This is a genomic window from Streptomyces sp. 13-12-16 (assembly GCF_002114215.1).
Classification (GTDB): Bacteria; Actinomycetota; Actinomycetes; order Streptomycetales; family Streptomycetaceae; genus Streptomyces.
Map to the genome: position 1 here is coordinate 1 of NZ_NCTE01001383.1, position 694 is coordinate 694.

The window sequence follows — 694 nt, forward strand, 5'->3', positions numbered from 1 at the left end:
TCCTTCGACCACTTCACGCCCGGGTCCTGCGGGGCCTGGTCCGGCTGTCGGGGCTGGTCGGCGGGGTGCCGGGGGTCCGGGCGGTCGGCGGGCTCGGCAGGGCCGGACGTGCCCGGTTCCTGCCCTTCGGACGGGGCGGATCCGGGCGAGGCCCAGCCCGGAGTGTCGTTCATCGTCGCTCCTTCACGGTGCCCGTCCGCGGTCGCGGCGGCAGCTTGGCTGCCATCGTGCCATGGGGTGGTAGTCAACCGACCTGCCGAGGTGAGGGCTGCGTACCTTCAATTGTCCGCGTGACAGGGGGCAGACTGGCGGCATGGCTGATCAGCACGCACACAGCGGCGACAACAAACGGCCGACCGAGATCCCGGCACTGCGCTGGGAGGAGCCGCCCGAAGGCCCCGTCCTGGTCCTGCTCGACCAGACGAGGCTGCCTGCCGAGGAGGTCGAACTCGTCTGTACGGATGCGCCGGCGCTGGTGGAGGCGATCCGCTCGCTCGCCGTGCGCGGTGCTCCCCTGCTGGGCATCGCGGGGGCCTACGGCGTCGCGCTCGCCGCCGTACGGGGCTACGACGTGGACGACGCGGCGGCGGCGCTGGAGAGCGCCCGGCCCACCGCGGTGAACCTCGCCGTCGGCGTACGCCGGGCGCGCTCCGCCCACCAGGCCGTCCTCGCCGGCGGCGGGGACGCCCGGCAG

1 pseudogene is annotated in these 694 nt (G+C 74.4%); it reads left to right on the forward strand.

From position 1 onward, the window contains the following. Window positions 1-313: 313 nt before the first annotated feature. Window positions 314-694 (forward strand): annotated as a pseudogene (locus B7767_RS41195) (S-methyl-5-thioribose-1-phosphate isomerase); the annotation flags it as partial.